This is a genomic window from Bacillus sp. FSL E2-8868 (genome assembly GCF_038005505.1).
Lineage (GTDB): Bacteria > Bacillota > Bacilli > Bacillales > Bacillaceae_G > Bacillus_A > Bacillus_A mycoides.
The window spans coordinates 1,549,120-1,567,812 of the sequence record NZ_JBBOTI010000001.1 but is presented as its reverse complement, the minus strand read 5'-3'; the positions used below and the strand labels follow the sequence as shown (position 1 = coordinate 1,567,812).

Annotated in this window: 21 protein-coding genes and 1 pseudogene; 4 read left to right on the top strand and 18 right to left on the bottom strand. The window is 33.6% G+C overall.

Going from position 1 to position 18,693, the window contains the following annotated elements; translation table 11 throughout:
- Positions 1-118: 118 nt before the first annotated feature.
- The gene (locus NSS74_RS08215; protein WP_002190115.1) at positions 119-541 is read right to left on the bottom strand and encodes a hypothetical protein; all 423 of its coding nucleotides are present in this window, start codon (positions 539-541) and stop codon (positions 119-121) included.
- A 76-nt stretch (positions 542-617) separates the two neighbouring features.
- Here NSS74_RS08215 and NSS74_RS08210 point away from each other — a divergent pair.
- Positions 618-858, top strand: a pseudogene (locus tag NSS74_RS08210) (hypothetical protein).
- Positions 859-1,149: 291 nt separating this feature from the next.
- On the opposite strand, the gene NSS74_RS08205 reads toward NSS74_RS08210, so the two are convergent.
- From NSS74_RS08205 to NSS74_RS08140, 14 genes are all read right to left on the bottom strand, one after another.
- Positions 1,150-1,779: a class I SAM-dependent methyltransferase gene (locus tag NSS74_RS08205; RefSeq protein ID WP_340813381.1), complete on the bottom strand. Its 630-nt coding sequence runs from the start codon at positions 1,777-1,779 to the stop codon at positions 1,150-1,152.
- A 129-nt stretch (positions 1,780-1,908) separates the two neighbouring features.
- Entirely contained in the window at positions 1,909-2,904 is a 996-nt protein-coding gene (locus NSS74_RS08200; protein WP_002033113.1) for a D-cysteine desulfhydrase, read from the bottom strand.
- Entirely contained in the window at positions 2,891-3,154 is a 264-nt protein-coding gene (locus tag NSS74_RS08195) for a hypothetical protein (RefSeq protein WP_002142428.1), read from the bottom strand. Before NSS74_RS08195 ends, NSS74_RS08200 begins: the two co-directional genes overlap by 14 nt.
- A 21-nt stretch (positions 3,155-3,175) precedes the next feature.
- Complete coding sequence (locus tag NSS74_RS08190; protein ID WP_002142429.1) at positions 3,176-4,408, bottom strand: DUF4073 domain-containing protein; 1,233 nt, start codon at positions 4,406-4,408, stop codon at positions 3,176-3,178.
- Between the two features lie 400 nt (positions 4,409-4,808).
- Positions 4,809-5,267, bottom strand: coding sequence for a VOC family protein (locus tag NSS74_RS08185; protein WP_002142430.1), 459 nt, complete (start codon positions 5,265-5,267; stop codon positions 4,809-4,811).
- A gap of 318 nt (positions 5,268-5,585) precedes the next feature.
- Positions 5,586-6,230, bottom strand: a complete 645-nt coding sequence (locus NSS74_RS08180; RefSeq protein WP_002142431.1) for a hypothetical protein — start codon at positions 6,228-6,230, stop codon at positions 5,586-5,588.
- Positions 6,231-6,322: 92 nt separating this feature from the next.
- Entirely contained in the window at positions 6,323-6,736 is a 414-nt protein-coding gene (locus NSS74_RS08175; protein WP_002142432.1) for a DUF6892 domain-containing protein, read from the bottom strand.
- A 234-nt stretch (positions 6,737-6,970) separates the two neighbouring features.
- Positions 6,971-7,315: a hypothetical protein gene (locus NSS74_RS08170; protein ID WP_002033105.1), complete on the bottom strand. Its 345-nt coding sequence runs from the start codon at positions 7,313-7,315 to the stop codon at positions 6,971-6,973.
- Positions 7,316-7,378: 63 nt separating this feature from the next.
- Positions 7,379-8,338, bottom strand: a complete 960-nt coding sequence (locus tag NSS74_RS08165) for an RNA-splicing ligase RtcB (RefSeq protein ID WP_002033103.1) — start codon at positions 8,336-8,338, stop codon at positions 7,379-7,381.
- A gap of 280 nt (positions 8,339-8,618) precedes the next feature.
- A complete protein-coding gene (locus tag NSS74_RS08160; RefSeq protein WP_002142433.1) occupies positions 8,619-8,837 on the bottom strand; it encodes an RtcB family protein in 219 nt (72 codons plus the stop codon).
- Complete coding sequence (locus NSS74_RS08155; protein ID WP_002142434.1) at positions 8,809-9,645, bottom strand: CPBP family intramembrane glutamic endopeptidase; 837 nt, start codon at positions 9,643-9,645, stop codon at positions 8,809-8,811. The genes NSS74_RS08160 and NSS74_RS08155 overlap by 29 nt, the downstream gene beginning before the upstream one ends.
- 109 nt (positions 9,646-9,754) lie before the next feature.
- Positions 9,755-10,549 carry a MerR family transcriptional regulator gene (locus tag NSS74_RS08150; RefSeq protein WP_002033099.1) on the bottom strand — a complete coding sequence of 265 codons (795 nt, stop codon included), beginning with the start codon at positions 10,547-10,549 and terminating at the stop codon, positions 9,755-9,757.
- Positions 10,550-10,710: 161 nt separating this feature from the next.
- Positions 10,711-11,625 (bottom strand): class I SAM-dependent methyltransferase, encoded by a 915-nt coding sequence (locus NSS74_RS08145; protein ID WP_002142436.1) that lies wholly within the window; start codon positions 11,623-11,625, stop codon positions 10,711-10,713.
- 194 nt (positions 11,626-11,819) lie between these two features.
- The gene (locus NSS74_RS08140) at positions 11,820-12,293 is read right to left on the bottom strand and encodes a DUF4188 domain-containing protein (RefSeq protein ID WP_340813370.1); all 474 of its coding nucleotides are present in this window, start codon (positions 12,291-12,293) and stop codon (positions 11,820-11,822) included.
- A gap of 495 nt (positions 12,294-12,788) precedes the next feature.
- On the opposite strand from NSS74_RS08140, the gene NSS74_RS08135 reads away from it, so the two are divergent.
- A complete protein-coding gene (locus NSS74_RS08135; protein WP_080019774.1) occupies positions 12,789-13,955 on the top strand; it encodes an LPXTG cell wall anchor domain-containing protein in 1,167 nt (388 codons plus the stop codon).
- A 72-nt stretch (positions 13,956-14,027) separates the two neighbouring features.
- Here NSS74_RS08135 and NSS74_RS08130 read toward each other — a convergent pair whose 3' ends face one another.
- Positions 14,028-14,699 carry an ABC transporter ATP-binding protein gene (locus NSS74_RS08130; protein ID WP_002142440.1) on the bottom strand — a complete coding sequence of 224 codons (672 nt, stop codon included), beginning with the start codon at positions 14,697-14,699 and terminating at the stop codon, positions 14,028-14,030.
- Positions 14,699-15,763, bottom strand: a complete 1,065-nt coding sequence (locus NSS74_RS08125; protein WP_002142443.1) for an ABC transporter permease — start codon at positions 15,761-15,763, stop codon at positions 14,699-14,701. The genes NSS74_RS08130 and NSS74_RS08125 overlap by 1 nt, the downstream gene beginning before the upstream one ends.
- A 184-nt stretch (positions 15,764-15,947) precedes the next feature.
- On the opposite strand from NSS74_RS08125, the gene NSS74_RS08120 reads away from it, so the two are divergent.
- The gene (locus NSS74_RS08120) at positions 15,948-16,571 is read left to right on the top strand and encodes an ArsR/SmtB family transcription factor (protein WP_002142444.1); all 624 of its coding nucleotides are present in this window, start codon (positions 15,948-15,950) and stop codon (positions 16,569-16,571) included.
- Positions 16,572-16,640: 69 nt separating this feature from the next.
- Complete coding sequence (locus NSS74_RS08115) at positions 16,641-17,900, top strand: MFS transporter (protein ID WP_002142445.1); 1,260 nt, start codon at positions 16,641-16,643, stop codon at positions 17,898-17,900.
- A gap of 117 nt (positions 17,901-18,017) precedes the next feature.
- Here the strand turns inward: NSS74_RS08115 and NSS74_RS08110 are convergent, their stop codons facing one another.
- A complete protein-coding gene (locus tag NSS74_RS08110; protein WP_002128104.1) occupies positions 18,018-18,488 on the bottom strand; it encodes a DinB family protein in 471 nt (156 codons plus the stop codon).
- Positions 18,489-18,693 lie beyond the last annotated feature (205 nt).

Below are 18,693 nucleotides of genomic sequence, written 5' to 3'. Positions count from 1 at the left end.
GATTTTATCGCATTTAATTGATTAAATTTAGACTTTTTAATAGAAAGACACACTGAATAATTCCTTACAAGTAGTGAATCATTACAATAAATCTGAAAAAGTTAAGTACCATATACTTTTATTCAACTAACTTTTCTCCCGTAACAATCTCAAACAAAGTGGCTGCATTTTTCCCTTCTAATTGAGCATAGCGATTATCCCCCGCCATAACTTCTACTTTATCTTTATTAGGACTTATCCAAATTTGATACAACACAGCTTTCGCCTCTATTTTCGGATTTTCAAATTGAAAAACAAAGTGATAATCAGCTGAACGAGACATTTCCACTTTTTTATTTTCAAAATGAATATCATTTAATATTTTCTTTACTTGCAACACTTGATTATTGTCTGTCACTATCTTAAAATCTTCATATTTATCATCACCAACATGTTTTTGCACTTCGATTCTTTGATCTTCATTTCCTAGTATATTTGAACAGCCGGTTACTATGAATATACACATAAAAACAATAACTAAAGTTAAATTTCTAATTCGCATATTAGTCCCCCTCTTTTTAATAAAAGGTACCTTTTAATTTTACATATAAACATTAATAAGGAAGGAGTGCTATTCAATGCAACTGAAAACATACACTTGGAAAAGTTATACGTTTCTCATTATAAGTATATTCGTTACTATTAATCTCTTTCTCTTCTCACCTATTTTAGACAGAGTTGGAGTAGAATACGTGGTTCCTTTCGGTACTTCATATTAACTTCCGCTGTTATAGCAATTATATTAGCAGTTTGTGTTTTACTCTATTTAATACAGCAATTATTTTATTTTTCCTTTGGTTCGGTTACCATTTCACTTAAAATACAAATATAATCCGTAACCTAAAAAAATTATTAATATTATAGAAATACTGAGTATTGTGTATATGCCCCCTCTTAATGTTGTACTCATATAATCACCCCTCTCACGCTTCAACAATTCCATTATATAACAAATAATTCATTGGAAGTTTAAAACATGTTTTAAACTAAATTAAGCGAAGTAAGGGATGCCATTTGACTTCCCTTACTTCGCCTTTAAAGAATAATTAGTGAGTAGCTTACACATCAAGCTTATTAAGTAACCTTTCACTATTTTTTACACAATTGTAATTATAGTGTTTTTTGACATTTGATCATTATAAATTTAAATGGAGGTTTACTTTCCATATTTTTATGCGGCTCCAAAATTTCCGTAGTTTCTATCAGTCCATATTTTCCAAAGTCTTGTTGTACCGAGTCAACATCATAAAAATACATTTTTACCCCTTCCATTATCTCGAAGTAGTCTTTACCAAGTTGTTTCCCCTTCCCAAACATTGGGGCATCTTTAGAAATAGTAGTAAAAATCATATATCCGTTTGGTTTTAACTGACTATAACAATCTTTAATAAACTTCTCTCTCTCATCCTTATTCAACAAATGAATAAGTGCATAAGAAAATATGCCATCATACAGTTTGTTATCAAAAGGTATATCCGTAACTGAACCATGGAATAAATTAGCATTAATTTCATTTTCCCTCGCCAATTCGATCGCTGTTTTTGAAATTTCAATACCTGTTACTTGTATTTCGTTATCAATAAAAACCTTTGCATTTCTTCCATATCCAATACCAGGAATCAATATATCCTTCACTTTCTTTTCAAGGAAAAAATCCTTCGTCAAAATTGCGGAATCTGCAGCTTCAAATCCCCACATCATTTGATTTTCTATAAAACTTGCTTCCCAAAATTCTGTCATACATCAATCTCCTTTATATATCGTTGTTTACCGTTGAATGTTGAAAAATCATCGCATATTCACGAAATTGTATCAAATTTCAACATTAATTCAAAACAAAAAGCATTGGATACCCAATGCTTTTTACACTTACGCAAATAGAGACGTATTCGCATATAAAGCTGGTGAACCACCTGAATGTACGAATAAAATGTTGTCCTCTTTATTAAATTTGCCTTTTCTAATTAAATCAATTAATCCTGCTACTGCTTTACCTGTATAAACTGGATCAAGTAAAATACCTTCTGTTTTCGCAAGTAATTGAACTGCTTCTACCATTTCTGGCGTCGGTAACGCGTATCCTGGTCCTACATATTCATCAAAGCATGTAACTGCCTCGCGTGAAATAGAGTTTGGGATACCTACGTGAGCTGAAGTTTCATCTACAAGTTTTGCTACTTTCTCTTCTTGCTCCGCTTTTCCTCTACTTACGTTAATTCCGATTACAGGAATTTTGCTTTGCGTTCCAGAAAAACCAGTAATTAAACCAGCATGCATACCAGCGCTACCACTTACACAAACAACTGAACTGAAATCAATTCCTTGCTCGAATGATTGCGCCATAATTTCTTGCGCACAAGCAATGTATCCCATTGCACCAGTAGGATTTGATCCACCAACTGGTATTACATATGGTGTATTACCTTTTTCACTAACTTCTTTCGCTACTTTATGCATCTCTTCCATAAGATCTGCTCCGTTTGGCACAACAATTACGTTTTCAGCACCTAATAAATGATATAAGAAATAGTTTCCGTTAAAGTCTGGCTTTTCTTCTGGCTCAAGCCCTTCTTCTAGCACAAGAATACATTTCATTTTTTCTTTTACCGCAGCTGCAAGTGTTAGACGGCAATGGTTTGACTGAATACCACCAGCTGTAATTAACGTATCTGCACCCTTTGCCTGTGCATCCGCAACTAGAAACTCTAACTTTCTCGTCTTATTACCGCCAGCTGTTAAACCAAGTAAATCATCTCGTTTAAAATAAATAGTTGGCCCACCAAGTGCTTCAGAAAAATTGTTTAATTTTTCAATTGGTGTATATGATTCTGTATATTTTTTTCTCGGAAATTTAGCTAAATTCATCAATAACGCTCCTTTTATACTCTTTCACAGTAAATGTAACCATACTATTATTACATGGAAAAATGATGAAGTCACCTTTCTGGATTAAAAATGTAGGGAATTTCGTTTCGGTGCATGAAATTGCATTAACGATTTTAACTTCAATACGGTACATGAAATTTATATTAGCGATTTTCAAATTATATCGACCGATACTTAAAATATATCGACTTGCCGATAAAAAACGACAAAATAAAAAGAGCCCACTCATTAAGAAGTAGGCCCTTACCAATCACTTATTTACCGAAAAACGAAGAAGCTGCGTTAATCCTGGCTCTAAATTCATTTCGCCTTTATGGCGTACGTATACAATTTTGTTCCCATCAAATTTTGGAGGATTCGCTTTATTGTACGTGTACCACTCATTCGTTCCTTCTACATTGTACTCCATATACTCTGTTGCACCAACGATTACGTTTTTACTATCATCAGCCGTTACATCTGGTGCCATTTGTGCAATTTTTGCATCACTAATTAATAAGTTCTTTATACCTTTATCACGTTTATAATCGTAAGCCGTTACGACAACATCGTTACCATATGCTTTCACTTGCAACCCTTGTTTAAAAGAAGATCCATCCGGAGCATGAATCTCGCCGCCATTTGGACCAGCTGACCTCCATCCTGTTTCAATGCCGCCCGTATTTACAACTGTAAATCCTTTTTCATCTCCGCCTGCAATTTTCTTTTTACCAGCCCAGTCTGGTAAATTTAAATCCCAGTGCGTATGGCTCGTGAAAAAGACAACTTGCGGGTAATCTTTTAATATATCGTACAATTTATCCACGTTTAAATAGTCATTTAAATACGGTGATTGTCTTGAACCAGATACAGAATCAGGTAAAACGTGGTGAGAAAAAATAAAAATCGGCTTATTTTTATCTTTTTGACTGTAGTCTTCTAAATTTTGTTTTAGCCAACCTAATTGTTCCTCACTTAAGTACACTTGATCTGACATTTTTGAATCATGGTACCTCATATATTTTTCTGTCCCTAAAAATAATAGTGGATAACCATCTAATTCTTTTTTATGGTACACCTTTTCTTGTCCACTAAATTTCAAATATCGATTAAATAGCGTTTCTTCTGCTACACCGTTTGGCCATGTACTTTGAGATAACTTTCCATCAGCTGTCCATTTCCCAGCGTAAAACTCATGGTTCCCAATAGCCGACCATACATTTTCCGGATGCTTATTTTTGTTTAACACACGCTTCACATCATCGTATTGTGACTGCTGTCCTTCTGGCGTTATATCCCCATTCATAATAAGTGCTCTAGATAGCGGCGTCACTTTGTTCATATCTTTTAATACGTGATCAAAATCCGATAAATCCCCTTGAATGTCACTAATTACATTAAACAACGTAGCTGTTTTTCTTACTCGCTCTTTCTCTTCCGCATGCATTGTAAATGTCGGTAATAATACCGCCATAACAGCTAATGAAGCAACTGCCTTTTTCATACAATTTCTCCCCCTAATAATAGAATGTATAAACTGACATGTTCTGCGTTCTCTTAGTTGCTTGTCCAATTCATATTATAAGGAGGGATTGTAAAGATAGATGGAGTGAAAATTTAAGTGTTTTTTAAGAGATTTTGTCTTTTTTACACTATCCATTTAACAATTGGCGTCAATTTTTCTATTTACCTATTAATATTAAATGAGTGTAAAATTATGCGATCAATCGCTTAGTTTGATATGTTGTGTTTTAATCTACTTTACACAAACTCAATAAAATACTTTACCTTTTCAAATTCTCTTCATTTAATCCGAACAACTCTGGTAAAATAAAACGCCCATCTTTTCTGTATATTTTCACAAAAACAATTACGTTTTTTCCGTTTTATAGATACAATCTCATTTATTTTTCTTGGTGTTCCTCATCCCATTCACTTAAATAGGATACATATTCTAATTCATCTGGATCATCACGTAACATAGAAATAAACTCTAATTTATTTCCATCACAATCCAGAAAGTATACACTTGCAGCCGGCATCCATCTTTGGACAATTGGCTCTTGATTTCCTTTTCCTTGGCTTCCTATCACTTCTATTCCACGATTCTCTAACCACAATTTAGAAGTCTTTAGAAATTCTAAATCTACACCAAAAGCAAAGTGTTTTATCTCAAAATCTTCAATATTATGTACTTCCCATAGTCCAAGCATTTGCTTTTTGCTTTCTCCTACCCAAAAGAAAGCCACCTTTCTTTTGGATAGTTTTCTTGCTAATGCTAACCCTAACTTATTTTGATAGAAATCTATCGCCTTTTCTAAATCTCTTACGTGTAAATGAGTTTCATATATATTCTGTATCATTCTACTTGTTCCTTTCTTTATTAATAACAACGAGTTAAATAGTTACTGTAATCTAAAATCTGAAGTATGTATAATCATTGTAATGTATCTCCAAATCTGATATATCTATTTACTATTTTATCGAAATAGATATATGATAAATCCAACTGAGGTAGTAAATTCGAATAAAATTTCTACTACTTTTGTAGGTGAACTCTCCATTAAGTTCAGATGAAAAAACGCAATTCTTTTAGTAAGAATCGCGCTTTTTACTCTTGGGGGAGTTAATATTTTTAAGTTGATGGATGTGTAGCGATATCCCTATCAGTAATCTTTATATTAACAGTTATGCGTAACTTCTAACTCATTATTAGCATAGATTGTTCCATAAGTAGCACAAAGTAACATTCCACCACAAACCTCACTACTCACCTGAAAGTTTATGTTATCTTCAAATGTATCTATACTATTAGCTCTAATTGTATCTACAAGTTTTTTGAAATCCAGAACCGGTAAATATTTCGTTATAATTTCATAGCTTGATAAATTATCTTCATTGTTATATGCATTATATTCCTGAATTTCTCTATAAATCGGACTTGGACTATACGGATCATGTTGCAATTGTCCATTTTCATCTTCGAATTTTTTTATTTCTTCTTTTACTATATAATCTGGATAATCTTCACTACTTTCATCTTCATCACCTAATTCCCAAAATGGATATTCTATATCACATAAGTGCGTTACAACCCACATTAGAAATTGCTCATTTATAAACCCCACATTTGTTTCTAACGCTTTGAATCTATTACCATAATATTTTGTAGCTTTTTCTACCTTCTCTTCTTGAGGCATATTATCCGTTGCCCCTGTTATATCGCATCCATCTAAATCTATAAAAATGCTATTGAATTTACCTAAAATGCCTAAATCAACAGTTTTACTCCAGTAAGCTTCACCATCTCTATCGATTATTATCATAATATCCTCCATTCTGCTCTGTTAGTTGCATAAGAAAAAGCGACCCTTCAATAAGAAAAAGCACTTCCATTAGTACATAACTTGCCCCCTCATTAATCCTCAATTTCAATTCCAGCTTGTTTAAATGGTTCTAATACTTTTGGGTAACACATTGAAATATATTCCACTGTTTTTAAATTTTTTAAATTTTGAAATCCTTCAACAGATATTACATCAAATAAACTGTCTTCACCATCCCAATCTGGCTTTAAGATATGATAAATTTCATTCCCGCCATCAAAGCAAATGGATTCAATCTTTTCCAAATCACTTATTTCCAAAGTTAACTCTTCTAAAAAATCTCTGATTTCAACAATTGGTCCAGCTCCTGAATACCATTCGAAATTATTCGTATACTTATCTATTAAGTCTTTTAATTCTTTTAGAAATAGTGGCTCCTTATCTAATAAAGCTTCAATTACCACTAATTTAAAATTAAAATCCTGAAACATCTCACTCTTTCCCATTTTAACTTCCTCCCATATTACCCTTGCTCTAGGTTTTAATCTAACCTGCTCTAATAAAGAGAGCCATCTGTACAATAAACAGTTCAACCGTTAATCTCACTTCAACTGGGGTGAAATCTCAAACAGTATCATTGTATTTATTGATGGTTGACTAGCACATCTGCTAATTTAGATAATTCCCACTTCATTACGCCCCTCATCCTTTCATAACCGTTTCAAAAGACAAAAAGAGAACTACTCTCTCCAAGCACTTCTCTTTTTCATCCAAACGATAGATATAAAATAAATCATTAGAAATATAATGTATAAATTCCATAACGTAGGTATTGCAGCTACACTAAAATACAGAGTCCCAGGAAATAACCAAGCTCCACAAAGGATTATCAAAATAGTTTTCCTAACAAGCACTGCAATAACTGCTAAAAAAGACGGAAGTAACAAAATAAAAAATACAGTGATATATACTTCCTTATCAAGCATTTGATTGCTATAAGGGTTAAAATATAGAAAAATAATTGAAAGGATAAAAATACTTATAGCTGCAACAATCGCTATATAAACGCTTAAATTATTTTTCATAATTCCCCTACTTCCAACAGCAATTTACTCCTATATACCATTACAATAAACGTTACTCCCCTTTTAGTTCGCTTTAAAATTGTAAATCGGCTTAATAATATGTTTGATATCGATTGTTTCTTTTGTATTCTCAACAATTTCATCTATTGGCTTATATACCATTGGAGCTTCATCTAAAGTGCTTTCTGCAACAGATGTAGTCCAAACTGCTGTCATTGTATTTTGAAAATCCTCTAAGTTAAGTACTTCTTTAGCCTTCTTACGACTCATAATGCGCCCCGCTCCATGCGGTCCAGAAAAGTTCCAATCTGCATTTCCTTTACCCAATGCAATGATTGAACCGTCTCTCATGTTAATTGGAACGATTACTCGTTCATCTTTCTGAGCTGAAATAGCACCTTTTCGTAAAATCATATTTTCCATATCGATGTAGTTATGAATTGTAGTGAATTGATCTATTACTTTCCAATCCATTCTAGTGATGATTTCATCCATCATTGCTTTACGATTTAACTCCGCATATTTTTGAGCGATTTTCATATCATTCATGTAGTCTTTAAAACCTTGACCTTCTAAATAAGCTAACTCTTTACGAATCGTCGGTTTCTTAATCCCGCGTATAGCTTCATGTATTTCTTTTTGTCTGCCTTCTTTTGTTAAACGTTCAATGATTTCCTCTTTAATAGATTTAACGTTGATAAGTTGCTCATAAGCAAGGTTTTGATAATACTCTGCTATTTGTTTACCTAAATTACGAGAACCACTATGAATGACAATGAATACATTCCCCTTATCATCCTCATTCAGTTCGACAAAATGATTTCCACCACCAAGCGTACCAATACTCTTTTGAGCACGTTGTAATGTGAATGGAGCTCTTACACTATCAAAATCAATCATTTTTGAAAATCGATGTTCCTTATCTCGAATACGAAAACCACTTGGGACAAATTGACGAATTGTTTCGTCTAAGTGATCGAAGTTGATTTCTTCTTTTTTCTTGTCGATTACTACTACTTCCATGCCACAACCAATATCGTACTTACCTCCCAGTTTCCTGAAAGAGTGGACTATACCTTCTCTACAGTCATCGAGATATGCAGTCTCTACTGTAGGCTCACCGTATTAATTATTCCTCTTTACCTCAAAATGGATGAGGAATAATTCTGTATCTTAGTCTGCCAACATGATACAAGTCTCTGAACCATTCGATTATGTCGCCATAACCACTGGCTGCTGATTGCCCTCGCCTTTACGTTAGGGTTTCCAGCAATTGAGCGAGTTTTTTAAAGTTGGAGCCGAATTAGTTAACCCCAACTAGATTAGGAACAATTTTATCTTGAATTGTCATTGTTGTCCCAATAGTGCAACCTGCGCCCGCATGTGTATCTGGCATAATACGAATCTTGCTATCCTTTACGAATTCTTGATTACAAAGATCAAGAATTTGACCTGCTGCCGTCTCTTCAACGTTATTAGTAAACACCTTCGCTTCATTGAATTTCCCTTGTAATTTCAACATCTTCTATTTCTCCCTTCCTTCCATACAGTACTCTCTTTGGATTTATAACAATCATAAAAACTGCAACTACTAAATAAAAAATCGCGTTATACATAATTAAATCGATTAAATTCCCGTTTATTATGCCGATAAAAAAATTAAAGAATTGGTGGATAATGATTGGAATGATTAAATTTTGATTTAAGTTATAAAATGCTGTCATGACAATTTTAATGGATATGATAGAAATCATAAAAAATAAAATATATTTAAATAAATCAATTCCTACAAATCCTGTAGTAAACCATATAGGTAGATGCCACGTCCCCCACCAAAATCCTATAATTAGCGAAGCTTTTAATGGTGAATGCCTCTTTTGGAGTTCAATTTGTGCAAAACCTCTCCATCCTATTTCTTCTCCCAATGGCCCCGCAAGAAAGTTTTTAACAAAGAAATAGATTAGCATTCCCCATGAAGAGACAGTAAAAATAGAGTCTACTTCACTATTTTTGGACACGATAAACAAAATCATTAAAAATATGAAAGTTTGAATCATACTCACAATAAGAATTACAGAAACTTTAAGTTTATTCTTGAACTTGTCTTTTACAAATTGTATAAAACTCTGCCCTGGATAGATTTTTTTAAATAGCACAGCAAAAGCAAAAGTTGAGGACCAAGACGATATACAAAACATTACATCAAAAACCCATGCAGGGAATCCCAACATACTTATAGCTCCTACAAGCAAAAAAAGTGGCAGAAAAATGATATTGGTTAGTACAATAAAACTCGCTACTGGTTTTTTTAGTTTCTTTTCCCTGTTCATGCACAATCCCCATTTCAAACTAAGTATTTCGTAAACATAATAGTATTTATATTTACGGATACTCCCAGCTTAAACCTGAGGGCTACTCACAGGTCAATACATGTCTGCATTATTTTACAGGTGCATAAATCTCTAAAAATATACGCTCAAGTTCATCTTCATACGTGGTAAGTAATATATTTATATACACTAGCCCCAAAAGTTCATACCCTTGTTCTATTGCAACTTTTCTTAAACTGGACTCCACATTACGATCAATACTTTTCCCACCAGTTGACCATCTTCCATCTTCAATAACTGTATAAATACATTTTGGATGAGATAGAATTTCACCTTCTAATTCTTTATCAAAGTCCTCTACTTTTCTTACAATAATAAATTTATCTTCTATAATCCCTTCTTCATTAAAACTTATAACTCTACGTAAAGATGTTAGAGTAACTGCTTTTTTTAAGCTGTCAGTGTTCTTTTTCAAAGATTCATATTCCTCATACGCAGTATAATGCTCTATTTCTCCGTTTACTTCTAAAGGCTTCATTTCTTTTACTACGTATTTCCCTAAGAATTGCTTTGTTTTTTCGCAATCTTCTTTTACAATTTGAAGTTTTTTTAAAAGAAGCTTTTTATACTCTATCTCCTTTAAAACTTCTTTTTCTTTCTCTTCCAACAATGATTTTATTCCCTCTATACTCTTACTTTTTCTTAATTCTTGAATCTTTTTTATTTCGATATCCATTTCCCTATAGAAATTGACCGTTGTTATATCATATATATCAAAATGATTATATTTTCTATACCCATTCTCAATATTTTGCTTTGGCTTGACCAAATCTTTTTCCTCATAAAATTTCAAAGTATCTCTAGATACATCTAAAAATTTAGCAACTTGTCCAATTGTGTACATTATGTTCTCCTTTAGCATTGCTACTTAATCTTTTACATTCATACTGCGTATTCTTTAAACTATCGAATTCTCCTTCCAATTAATACTTCCCATCACTACACCCCATTTCCTTTTTCCCACAAAAAAAGACACAGAGATCCCTCCCCATGCCTACTAATCCTCTACTTCTTCACCGCATGTACATAATGCACCGTCTCAAAAGCTTCTAAATAATCGTTTCGTCCCTCAAAATATAATTTATTAATATCCTCTGGTGATATGTGCTCATAAATGAGTAAGCCCGCCTTCTCTAATAGTGCTTCCATTTCTGTATAAGAAAAACATGATTTCATCGGTTCTCCGCCTATCTCAGCCATCTTTATCATATTTTCAACTCGATTGGATAATCCTTTTTCCGTAAATAAATTTTCATCAGGATAATCGAAAACGATAGAACTTCCCTCTGGAACCATCGCAAATAAACGTATTATTAAACTAGAAAGCTCCTCTTTCGTTAAATAGTACGTAACACCTAATAGGCTAAAGAAAGTCTTTTTATTTTCAAATCCTTCATTTACTAATGTTTGCTTCGAGAAACCTTTAGTAAAATCCATCGAAACAAAATGAAGATTGTTTGGAATTTCATACTCTGCTTCTTTCACTCTTTGTATTTTAAACGCTTGCGTAGAAGGATGATCCACTTCAAATATTTCTATTTTATTTTCTAATTCTCGGTGTCTAAAACTAAATGTGTCTAAGCCTGCACCGAGTATGACGTATTGCTTCGCGCCTAATGTAATTTCATGTAATAGCACTCTTTCACAATATGCTGCACGTGCCAAAGGTGTTGGTGATAACTGAACTTGTGTAATCCATTTTAAAATTTCTTTCGGATTGTCTTGAAACTGCTGTGCAATGTCTTTATTGAAAAAATGTATTCCTTGAACCATGTTCGTTTCAATATCATTACGTTCTTTTTGTGAAATAAGATCTTTAGCTACATAATCATCAAAGATTTTAGAACTATCAAATTCACTATGATACGCCCTTCCGAAAGCTGATACTAACGATGTTACACTTGATTCACCTTGTTTCATGCACATACACTCCTTCATTTTCACAACAAAAATAGGGTCCCCCTGGCCAGGAGAACCCTATTATACACTTTATTTTTATATTGGTAAATTATAGCATAAATAAGTTTTTTTGTCAAGTTTTCACCCTGCTAACACTCCGACACTTTGTATATTCTCCGGCAGGAACATCGAAATTATACACACAATTTTCCGAATTATCTATCCGTTCTTTTTTGAGCAGTATTAGTATCTTGAGATACTGGTATATGTTCGGTAGCTCTAGATAAACCTGTTTTTGGCATATTAACATAGATTGCTTCAGAAGCACCTTTTTCTATTTGATATGTCTCGTGAAAAACACCGACACTCCCATTATCTTTAATCTTATTATTGTAGGATTTCCAAGCATATGAATGATTTTTTCCGTGAGCATAGTTTACTAATTCGTCGAATCCCTTCCAGTATTGAATTAGGATTACTTTTCTCCAACTAAATAAGAATTCTGTATGTAAGAAACCCCATTGTGGATTTTGATACAATTCTTTAATCATAGGTCCCATAGCATTAAAAACTGGTATCCACTTCCAAAATTTTAATAGGTTATTAATACGCATACCAATAATAAAAACAACAAATTCTTGATCCTTGCTATTGGCTATATGCCTGCCGTTAAAAATTTTAGCCCCCACTTTAATCCCCCTTTTTTACTGAACATAAATAATGTGCAGCTCCCAAATAAACCATAACACTTTTCCATGAATCTTCCAATTGATTCAACATAGATTATGAAAGGCTGTACTTAACAATAAAGGGTATATGTTTCCTACCTTTTTATTATTAACAGCTATTTTTAATATTTGTTCTAAACCTCCTTTTCACCAGGAACATTTCCATAATATATTTCAATAACGATAGCATTGTCGCCCCCTTTCTAAACAGAATATTTTTTAGTTCATTTGAGTTAGGACAACATCACACTCCTTCGTATTTTTTGCAAGACTAACTTTCAACCTTGAGGGAACACCCAAAAGCTAATCAACTCCCCTACTCTATGAAATAAATAAGCGAATTTAAAAATTACATAATCATAGATTCTTATGCAAATACTTCCTCTAGGCGCCGAACATGGTATATAATAATAAAATAATCTACTTCTATATGCTCAATTTTACACAAAACAGCTCATGCATATGAAAGAAAAGAGGTACAAAAATATGAAAACAAAACAAACAATCGCTGCGTCTACACTAGCTTTAGCAATGATTGCTGGCGCAAACTCTACTCATGCGGAAGTAACTGATGCTACTCCCCAGCAAAGTACGGGAGATCGCTTAGCTGAAATTAAGCAACATAGACAAGAGTTAGATGCGAAATTACAGCAGCACAAAGAAAATGTGGATCAAACATTAAATGAACTTAACCAAGTTAAGGAAAATGTTGATACAAAGGTTAATGAACTACATGAACGTAAACAAGTTGCAGATGAAAAAATTGGCGAGATGAAACAACATAAACAAGAGTTAGATGCAAAACTTCAGCAAGACAAACAAATCGCCGAAGATAAAATCGCTGAAATTAAAGAGCATAAAAAGCAAGTAGATGAAAAAGTTGCTGAAATTAAAGAGCATAAGCAAACTGTTGATGAAAAGGTTAATGAGATTAAAGAACATAAACAAACTGTCGATGAAAAAGTGAATGAAATTAAGCAGCATAAAGAAAATATCGATGCAAAGGTTAATGAGCTTAAGGAAGTAAAAAAACAGGTAGATGACAAATTAGCTGAGTTAAAGAAAGCGAAACAAACTGCTGAGGACAAACTTGCTGAAATTAAAGAAAATAAACCGAATACAGGTAACACATTAGAAGAACTTAAGAAAATTAAAGGCAATTTAGATAGTCTTTCATCTAACTTAGAACTAGCTAAACAAGATGTGAAAAACAAATTAGCTGAGTTACAAGAAGCTAGACAAGATTTACTAAATAAAATAAACGAAATGAAACAAGCGAAACAAACTGTTTCAGACGATTTAACAAAGAAAAAACAAGACTTAGATATTAAAATAAACGATTTTAAACATACTGAGAAAAAAATTGATGACAAATTAGCTGAGTTACATACAACAAAGCAAAATGTAGATAACAAAATTAATGAAGTATCACAACCAAAACAAACGACAGTGAATAATAACACTACTACTACACCTTCTACTGTTCCAGCGAAAAACAATGCTAGAGAACTTCCTAACGCTGGTAGTGAAGAATCAAATAATATGGCTTTAGGTATGTTATCTGTATTAGGCGGGGTTTTATTAATAACACGAAATAAAATTAAAACGTTATTCTCAAAATAAAGCCATTATATCTATTTTAAAATAATCATACAAAGGCCAACTGCACATATATGTACGGTTGGCCTTTTTTCTTTATATTAACTTCCCATCTCTAAGCGTCAATATACGATCACATACATCAAGCATTCTTTCATCATGTGTAATCATAATTGCTGCTTTTTGACTTTCTTTCACTTCACGTTTCATCATTTCCACGACTTCACGTGCGCGTTTTGAGTCTAAGCTTGCAGTTGGTTCATCCGCTAATATTAAATCTGGGTTGTTCATGAAAGCACGAGTGATTGCTACCCTTTGTTTTTCCCCGCCCGATAGTTGATTTGGATAATGAGTTTTTCTTTCAGATAATCCAAATGCTGCTAGCAAGTGATCCGCACGCTTTTCCGATTCTTGTTTGTTGTCTTTTTTTAACTTTGCAATGTAAAGCAATTGTTCTTTTACATTTAAATATGGAACAAGATTTGCGAACTGGAAAATGAAGCCGATTTTTTTCAAACGAATGTCTGTCATTTCCTTTTCTGATAACTTCGTAATATTTTGCTCACGAATGTAAATATCCCCTTTTGACGGTGATAATAAAGCACCCGCGATTGATAATAACGTACTTTTCCCTGATCCAGAAGGACCAACGATTCCGATAAACTCTCCAGCTTTCACATCAAGCGACATCGGATGAAGGGCTGTTACTTCCGTATTCCCTTCTCCGTACACTTTACTTACTTTGTCTAATTTTAATAATGAAGTCATTACATCCCGCCTCCAATTGCTTCTAATGCATCAACTTTTAATACTTGGTATAACGAAATAAGTGTTCCTAAAATACTAATGACGATAAAGATTGCTGCATATTGTGCAATCATCGGTGTTGTTAATAAGAACGGCATACCCGCTGGTAAAATTTGTTCTAATCCTTGTACAAGAACAATACTGATTACCATCGCAACGACTGATAAGAATAACGCCTGCACGACTAAGCTATTTGCTAAATAAGAATTCTTCGTACCGATTGCTTTTAATACACCTAATTGCTGTGTTTTTTGCAATGTAATGACGTAGAAGAATACACCGATTAGTAACGCAGCGATAACAAGTAAGAATGCAATGATCATCGTTAATGTTCCTTGCTCTTCTTTAAATCCTGGAATACTTTGCAGTACTTCTTTTTTGTCGATAACATGTGCATTTTTAATTTCTTTATCTGTATTCAGCGCAATTGCACTATAATCTTTTTGGTTTGGTTGTGAAATAGAGCCCCATACGTCTTCATTTACATACACGACTGGTGTATGGCTAAACATTTGGTCTTTCGTAAATCCAACGATTGTAAATTCTTTCTTTGAAACAGGGTCGATAATTGTATCTCCAATATCGATTCCTTTTTCTTTAATTGATTCGTCAGCAACCATTTCGTTATTTGCTGTACCTAATTTCTCACCTTTTACAATTTTCGGTTCTAAAAATGAATCACGTTCACTTGAGAAAATAGCGACATCAACTTTTTTCGAACTATCTTTCTTTTCATAAGTTGAAACTTTCACACGAAACGGAACGGCCTCTTTCTCACCTACTTGATTTACTACGTTATCTACATCTTCTTTCTTAATTTGTGAACGAAGTAATTTATTTTCCGCATCATCCGCTAGTACAAATTTATTTGCCTCCATATTTTGAATCGATGAAGCATTATCATATGATAATCCATTTGCTAATCCTGAAATTACAAGGACTAAAAATGATAATAACACCATAATAAGTCCGATTAATCCATATCTTAATTTTGATTGTTTTAATTCACGCAGAGCTAAAAACATTTCGCTCGCTCCTTCCTATTACTTTCTATGCACTTATCATAAAAAAGAAATATGAACGGAATATGAACAGAAGATTACAGAAGAAAGATTAAATTTTCAGAAAGTATTGAAAACAAATGAAATCCTTGATACAATTCAGTCAAATAATCTTGACCGAGTAATTTAATTTGAGGAGTTGATCATTTTGAAGCCCGTGTTAACACTAACTACTTATAGCCAACTAAAAGCAATAAGCGATCCACTACGTGCCGAAATGATGATGCGTCTATGCGAACGTCCTTATACAGGACAACTGCTATCTGAGAAATTCGGCATTTCAAGGGCGAAAATTCATTATCATTTAAAAGAATTAGAGAAGAATGGCCTTATAGAAATCGTATATACAGAAGAAAAGAATGGCATCGTTCAAAAGTTTTATCAATCTGTCGCTAAAGGATTTACCCCTGCCGCGGACCTATTACCTCATTTAGAAATATTAAGCGAATCAGGTCGCCAAATCTTTTTACAAATGACGGAAAGAACGAAAAGCCATATTCTCGCTGCACCAGAAGAATCTTTTACATTACGAAATGCAAGTGAAGACCCAGCTGAGTGGAATTACGTTTCATCCTGCTGGGAATTTGATGCTACGCCAGAACAATTTCAAGTGTGGGTGAAAAAGTTTCATGAATTAATGGCTGAATTAAACGAAATCACAAAAAGTGCGGATAAAGATCCAAATAGTAAAGCTTATTACATTTCTACTACTGCACTACAAATCGACGAACGAGCAATGCAGCGCTTTGTTAAAAAAGAAGAAAAATCGTAATACGATTTTTTTTACACTAACGGTCAAAATTATTTTACCGAATAAATTTATTATAAAGGAGTAGATTAAATGGACATATTAAAAAACCGGAATTTCCTCTTATTATTTTTAGGGAGAATTTTTACAAACATAGGAGATAGCTTGTATTATGTAGCAGCGATGTGGCTCGTATATAAGCTGAGTGGTAATCCTTTTTATTCTGGATTAGCTGGTTTCCTTACATTATTACCTTCTGCACTTCAATTTCTTACTGGGCCATTCGTTGATAGATGGTCAATCAAAAACACCCTCGTCATCACACAAGTTCTGCAATGCGTCCTAATATTAATTATTCCTATTACACACTACTTCGACCTATTGACTGTTCAACTACTACTCATCATTATGCCCATCGTAGCCTTTATCGAACAATTCGCCTATCCCGCACAATCAAAAGCTTTACCACTTCTACTGCATAAAACACAATTATTAAAAGGAAATTCACTCTTTTCATTTGCGTATCAAGGCATTGACTTAATTTGTACGACTCTTTCTGGAATATTAGTAGCACTACTTGGCGCAATCACTTTATATGTAATCGACTCTTTTACATTCGCGATTACTGCCCTTTTGTTCTTTTCACTAAAAATGCCAAAGCAAGCAGAAACCAATACATCGCTATCAACTAAACAATATTTCACTGATTTAAAAGAAGGTTTTTCGATCGTCTTCCGTTCACTAATGGGCGTATTCTTAATCGGTTCAGTAGTTGCTAATTTTTCAATCGGTATGACGATGGCGATACTTCCTTCTTTCGCTGATTCTTTAGGAGGTGTGAAATCATATGGCTTCTTCTTAGCTGCTATATCAGCGGGTAGTCTCATCGGTGCATTATTCAGTTCATGGGTTGGCAAACGTAATGTTGGCCACGTCTCCATTATTAGCTTTGCGACTGGCGCTGTCTTTTGGTTTCTCTCTACGATTGCACCGTTTCAATGGCTGTCTATTTTCTTATTCGGCCTAGCTTGGATTCCAATTGGTGCGACCAACATATTATTTGCGACAATTAGTCAAATTGTAATTCCAAATCAATATATTGGACGCATTAACTCAGTCATGCGAAGTATGGGCACAATTGCTATGCCATTCGGTTCTTTAATTGGTGGATACACCGCAAATGTATTTAGTAGCCAACTCATTTTCGCGCTCGCTAGCATCGGTATTTTATTTATTTCTATAGTATGGCTACTTCATCCGAAATTAAGGGCTTTGCCGAAAGCTGATGAAATTACAGCGGATACTTTTGAAGTTCGGTTTAAAGTAGAGCGCGGGAAAGGTACGGCTTTATAGCAGGAACAAATTTAACCCCGTTCTAAATTTGGGACGGGGTTATAATTATAATTATTTAATTTTGAATGAAAAATACTTCACTAAAAATATAACAATAGCACCAACTAAAACGTTCAATTATCGATTTGATGGCCAAGACCCCTGCATTTTCCTTAATTGAATAATTTGACCTGTATGATAAGCATCATGAAGCATAATGTCCAGTAATTTCCCCTCAAGTGAATTTTGCTCAAGCTCTTTTTCGGAAATTGCACTCAATGCCTGTCTTAAATTACGTTGGGCATTTTCACAACGTTCAACGACTTTCTTCCATTCCTTATCATCATTAGATTGATTGGTAAGATAAAAGGTTTCATCACCGTCGAGATTATGTATCCATTCACGGTCTTCCAAGTTTGCAGCAAGTCTCTCTTTGTAATAAATGAGATGATTAACGTTCTCCCAAATGGTTTTAGTTGCCTCTCCATATGGTTTCCAGATAGCCTGTTCGGCTGTAAGTCCTTCTATAGCATGTTTAAACGGTGCATACCAACTCTCTTTATCGAATGTGGAATCTAGTCCGTTTAAAAACAAGTCAATTCTTTTCAAAGTAATCGCCTCCCTAAATAGTTAAAGTTTCAATAAAATCCTTATAACTCTGTAGAGATTCTACATTTTTAAATAAACTTCCTGCTAATCTTATTCCACAAACTGACCCAATTGTGAAATAGAATGACTCGCATTTTTTCAAACAACTTTTTATCACTTTACACGTAAGTGATAATATATTGACCAATTGACAAAAATAAGAAGA

Bases quoted from the DNA above. Each gene is read 5' to 3' on its own strand.
- NSS74_RS08185 (WP_002142430.1), bottom strand. From the start codon at position 5,267: ATGATACAGAATATATATGAAACTCATTTACACGTAAGAGATTTAGAA.
- NSS74_RS08115 (WP_002142445.1), top strand. From the start codon at position 16,641: ATGGACATATTAAAAAACCGGAATTTCCTCTTATTATTTTTAGGGAGA.
- NSS74_RS08200 (WP_002033113.1), bottom strand. From the start codon at position 2,904: ATGAATTTAGCTAAATTTCCGAGAAAAAAATATACAGAATCATATACA.
- NSS74_RS08125 (WP_002142443.1), bottom strand. From the start codon at position 15,763: ATGTTTTTAGCTCTGCGTGAATTAAAACAATCAAAATTAAGATATGGA.
- NSS74_RS08155 (WP_002142434.1), bottom strand. From the start codon at position 9,645: ATGAACAGGGAAAAGAAACTAAAAAAACCAGTAGCGAGTTTTATTGTA.
- NSS74_RS08165 (WP_002033103.1), bottom strand. From the start codon at position 8,338: ATGGAAGTAGTAGTAATCGACAAGAAAAAAGAAGAAATCAACTTCGAT.
- NSS74_RS08130 (WP_002142440.1), bottom strand. From the start codon at position 14,699: ATGACTTCATTATTAAAATTAGACAAAGTAAGTAAAGTGTACGGAGAA.
- NSS74_RS08205 (WP_340813381.1), bottom strand. From the start codon at position 1,779: ATGACAGAATTTTGGGAAGCAAGTTTTATAGAAAATCAAATGATGTGG.
- NSS74_RS08145 (WP_002142436.1), bottom strand. From the start codon at position 11,625: ATGAAACAAGGTGAATCAAGTGTAACATCGTTAGTATCAGCTTTCGGA.
- NSS74_RS08175 (WP_002142432.1), bottom strand. From the start codon at position 6,736: ATGGGAAAGAGTGAGATGTTTCAGGATTTTAATTTTAAATTAGTGGTA.
- NSS74_RS08180 (WP_002142431.1), bottom strand. From the start codon at position 6,230: ATGATAATAATCGATAGAGATGGTGAAGCTTACTGGAGTAAAACTGTT.
- NSS74_RS08195 (WP_002142428.1), bottom strand. From the start codon at position 3,154: ATGAGTGGGCTCTTTTTATTTTGTCGTTTTTTATCGGCAAGTCGATAT.
- NSS74_RS08190 (WP_002142429.1), bottom strand. From the start codon at position 4,408: ATGAAAAAGGCAGTTGCTTCATTAGCTGTTATGGCGGTATTATTACCG.
- NSS74_RS08160 (WP_002142433.1), bottom strand. From the start codon at position 8,837: ATGTTGAAATTACAAGGGAAATTCAATGAAGCGAAGGTGTTTACTAAT.
- NSS74_RS08150 (WP_002033099.1), bottom strand. From the start codon at position 10,549: ATGTACACAATTGGACAAGTTGCTAAATTTTTAGATGTATCTAGAGAT.
- NSS74_RS08170 (WP_002033105.1), bottom strand. From the start codon at position 7,315: ATGAAAAATAATTTAAGCGTTTATATAGCGATTGTTGCAGCTATAAGT.
- NSS74_RS08215 (WP_002190115.1), bottom strand. From the start codon at position 541: ATGCGAATTAGAAATTTAACTTTAGTTATTGTTTTTATGTGTATATTC.
- NSS74_RS08135 (WP_080019774.1), top strand. From the start codon at position 12,789: ATGCATATGAAAGAAAAGAGGTACAAAAATATGAAAACAAAACAAACA.